Annotated in this window: 5 protein-coding genes and 1 pseudogene; 5 read left to right on the top strand and 1 reads right to left on the bottom strand. The window is 55.9% G+C overall.

Annotated features, from left to right (window positions below; genetic code table 11):
* The 5 genes from IQ273_RS31930 to IQ273_RS31910 all read left to right on the top strand — a co-directional run.
* A partial coding sequence (locus IQ273_RS31930; protein ID WP_228054286.1) for a tetratricopeptide repeat protein occupies positions 1–764 on the top strand: 764 nt, incomplete at its 5' end.
* A gap of 187 nt (positions 765–951) precedes the next feature.
* Complete coding sequence (locus IQ273_RS31925; RefSeq protein ID WP_194027109.1) at positions 952–1,842, top strand: SMP-30/gluconolactonase/LRE family protein; 891 nt, start codon at positions 952–954, stop codon at positions 1,840–1,842.
* A gap of 112 nt (positions 1,843–1,954) precedes the next feature.
* A complete protein-coding gene (locus IQ273_RS31920; protein ID WP_194027108.1) occupies positions 1,955–2,242 on the top strand; it encodes a DUF433 domain-containing protein in 288 nt (95 codons plus the stop codon).
* Positions 2,243–2,249: 7 nt separating this feature from the next.
* Positions 2,250–2,615 (top strand): DUF5615 family PIN-like protein, encoded by a 366-nt coding sequence (locus IQ273_RS31915; protein ID WP_194027107.1) that lies wholly within the window; start codon positions 2,250–2,252, stop codon positions 2,613–2,615.
* A gap of 145 nt (positions 2,616–2,760) precedes the next feature.
* Positions 2,761–3,078 carry a hypothetical protein gene (locus IQ273_RS31910; protein ID WP_194027106.1) on the top strand — a complete coding sequence of 106 codons (318 nt, stop codon included), beginning with the start codon at positions 2,761–2,763 and terminating at the stop codon, positions 3,076–3,078.
* Between the two features lie 7 nt (positions 3,079–3,085).
* On the opposite strand, the pseudogene IQ273_RS36215 reads toward IQ273_RS31910, so the two are convergent.
* Positions 3,086–3,204: pseudogene (locus IQ273_RS36215) on the bottom strand (2-deoxyribose-5-phosphate aldolase); the annotation flags it as partial.

Below are 3,204 nucleotides of genomic sequence, written 5' to 3'. Positions count from 1 at the left end.
GATCTATGGGAAAAGTCTTTGGTTGGTTACTCTGTATCGCTTTAGCCCTAGTGGCGGGTTGCCAGCGTGAGGCGGCGGTGCTGTGGCAGAAGACGACGCTTTCTCTAGAGACGTTAGAAAACCTGGCTTACCCATCTTTTTTAATGGATGCGCAAACGGCCTCTCGCTACAGGCAGGAGGGGCTGGCGTTTCGGCAGCAGGGCGATTTTGAGCGGGCGATCGCAACCCTGAAAATTGCTACTGCCCTCAACCCTCGCAACCCCGAAGGCCAGGTGCTATTGGGCTGGACTCAGCACCTGGCGGGGTACCCTACCCCCGCCATCGATGCACTGCAAACCGCCCTCACCCACAACCCCGAATACGTGCCCGCCCTCAACGCCCTGGGCATTGTTTACCTAGTAGACGGCCAGCTAGAGGCGGCGGTAGATACCCACACTCTGGCGGCCTCGCTTGAACAAAATAACGAAATCGCCCACTACAATCTCAGCCTCGCCTATCAGCGGCTGGGACAAACCGAGCAGGCTCTAGCCCAAGCCATCATTGCCACGGAGCTAGAGCCCGGCAACCCCCACCCCTGGGTAGCGCTGGCCTTGGCCCACTGGTCGGCCAAAGACAATGCCGAGGCGATCGCCAACTACCGTCAGGCCCTGACCCTCGACGGCCGCTACACCAGCCAAGATTATTTAGATCACCTGGAGCAGGCCGGGTTCAGCCCAGAGCAGATCGAATCGACCGAGGCCATTCGTCAGGCGGCGGGGCTATAGAGGTTTGAGGTGTAAGGTTTAGGGTTTAAGGAGTGCCTTGCACCTTGAACCTTACACCTTGAACCCTCCGCTCTTGACCTTCGCGTAACGTAGCTGTGGTAGTACTAAAGCTAGCCTCTACCTTTAGATAGGCATGTCGCCGGTCACGCTGTGAGACCCTGCTGTAAACAATGCCGGTATTTGAGCTATGCCCTCTGCCACTCTGCCTGAGCTATCGGCCCAAAACGTGCTCTACGCCCGCGCCCGATTGGGAGAAGGCCCGTTGTGGGATGGCGACCAGCAGGTGCTCTACTGGGTCGATATTCTCAATCACCGCGTTCATGTGTTTGAGCCCAGCAGCGGCGATGACTGCCACTGGGAGCTAGACGATGTGTGCAGCACCCTGGCCCTAATGAAGCGCAACAAGCTGCTGGTGGCGATGGGCAACCGCATTAATAGCCTTGACCTTACCTCTGGCGCAGTCGAAACTCTTCACACTGTTGAGTTTGACGCCCCCGGCACCCGCTTTAACGATGGCAAGTGCGACGCCCAGGGCCGCTTTTGGGTTGGCTCTGTAAGCTCAGACAGTCCTGGGAAGGCCGCCCTCTACCGCTACGACCCCGATGGCTCAATGCACACAATGGAAACGGGGTTGACGATTTCTAACGGTCTGGGCTGGAGCCCCGACGGCGGTACCTTTTATTTGACCGATTCGCCCCAGCGCAAAATTTTTGCCTACCGCTTTAACGGCGAAACTGGGGAGATTAGCGATCGCAGCGTTATTGTCGACTTTGGCGATGAGCCGATCGAGCCCGATGGCCTGGCGATCGACACCGACGGCAATCTTTGGTCAGCCCTGTGGGATGGCTGGTGTGTGGCCTGCTTTAGCCCCACAGGCGAGGCCCTGGGCCGGGTTAAACTGCCGGTGCAGCGCCCCACCTGCCCCACCTTTGGCGGCCCTAATCTATCGACGCTCTACGTCACCACGGCCTCGGTGGAGCTGAGCGAAAAGGATATGCAGCAGGGGTTTTATGCGGGTGATGTGTTTGCGATCGCGGTCCCCGTGCCGGGGCTACCAACTAATCGATTTGGAGGTTAGCTGGAATCGGAGGTGAGCGGTACTTTGGTGTTGCTGATCAACGGTCAGGCGGCTGTGGCTAACTCAGGAGAGGCACAAGTACACTAGAGACAGTCATCACAGCCTCAACGCCATGCCAACGATTACTGACATCGGTACGCTTGTGTCGTGCAGCCCAGAGGTAGGGGGTGGCCGCCCTATGGTCGCGGGTACAAAAACGTCCGTCAGGCGCATAGCGGCGCTTTACCGGCAACACGCTAATGCTGAAGAAATTGCCCGCCGCATGAGTCACCTAAGCCTTGCCCAAATTTATGCAGCCCTAGCCTATTACCATGCCAATCGAGCGCAAATCGAAGCAGACTTAGCGGAGGAAGAGGCTGAATACGAGCGCTTAGCGGCCTTACACAGCCATAACAGCTAATTTTAGAATGGACAGAATCACGCTGTATCTCGACGAAGACTCCATTGATGAAGATTTTATCCAGGCTTTGCGATCACACCATGTAGACGTTCTAACCGTCGCAGAGGTCGGCATGTTACATCGTTCAGATAGCGAACAGCTTGACTGGGCCAAACAAAACAACAGAGTACTTTTTAGTTTTAATACCAAAGATTTTTATCAGCTACATAACCAGCTCATTGAGCAGGATTTAACTCACGCAGGAATTCTTCTAGCTCCCCAACAGCGCTACGGAGTTGGGGAGCTAGTGCGTAGAATTTTACGGCTAATGGCCGTCAGAACTGCGGAAGACATGCAAAATTATGTTGAGTTTTTGAGCAATTGGAATCCTTAAAAAGCGGCTCGCTTACCCTCTGCGAGCAATCGTTCGTTCCGCTCAGCTTGACAATGGACATAGGGGCTAAATCTAGCGTCTGATATAGGCACTGTTCGAGAGAGCGGCATTAGATTAACCGTCAGCAGTATCTCAATTCGAGTAAATGACTTCTCCCGCAGACCGCAACCTAGCCTCACAGCCCTCCTTGTTCGATCGCATCTTTCGCGACTCCGAAGGCAACATTGTTATTGGTCAAAAGCCCAACCTACCAGCCGTGGTGGCCGTGGTGGCGACCCTCCTGCAAGCCATTCTCCCCAGCGGCACTCTGCAAACTGCGATCGTGTTAATTGCCTTTGGCACCTGGTATACCTGGGCCTGGCAAGAACTGTTTGCCGGGGTCAACTACTTCCGGCGATCGCTGGGGTTATTGACCTTAGTCGGTCTCATTGCCCTCACCCTGAACCTGATCAGCCGATATTAGCGAGCCACTACGGCTGCCCGGTTGGCTCCTGCTGCTGCTGACGCACCAACTCGACGCCCCGCGAGGTGCCCAACCGGGTAGCACCCTCTTGCACCAATGCCACCGCCTGAGCGGCTGTACCAATGC

The sequence above is a fragment of the Nodosilinea sp. LEGE 07298 genome (assembly GCF_015207265.1).
Taxonomy (GTDB): Bacteria; Cyanobacteriota; Cyanobacteriia; order Phormidesmidales; family Phormidesmidaceae; genus Nodosilinea.
This window is presented reverse-complemented; position numbering and strand designations above follow the sequence as displayed.